The sequence below is a fragment of the Pseudomonas sp. dw_612 genome (genome assembly GCF_018449725.1).
Classification (GTDB): Bacteria; Pseudomonadota; Gammaproteobacteria; order Pseudomonadales; family Pseudomonadaceae; genus Aquipseudomonas.
In genome coordinates, this window is the sequence record NZ_JAAVVC010000078.1 from 1 (window position 1) to 285 (window position 285).

Here is a 285-nt window from a genome sequence, read left to right on the forward strand (position 1 = left end):
CTGGCCCGGATCCGCCACCATCGCCCGCAACATCGCCTCCAGGTAGCCCAGATGACGTACCACCGTCAAGCGATCGAACAGGGCCACGGGATAGACCAGCGAACCTACCAACGCGCCACCGGATTCGCGCAGGTCCAGCTCCAGATCGTACTTGGAGCTGGTGCACTCCAGTTCGATCGGTGTCGCCTGCAGGCCCGCCAAGTTGACAGCGAAGTCGTCGTTCTGCCATGAGAACATCACCTGAAACACTGGAGTGTGCTCAAGCCGGCGCGCGGGATTGAGCGC

The 285-nt window shown here is 62.5% G+C and carries 1 protein-coding gene; it reads right to left on the reverse strand.

The window, feature by feature from the left end:
* Positions 1 to 285, reverse strand: a 285-nt coding sequence (locus HB680_RS32555; RefSeq protein WP_256735667.1) for a condensation domain-containing protein, incomplete at both ends; no start/stop codon positions are given.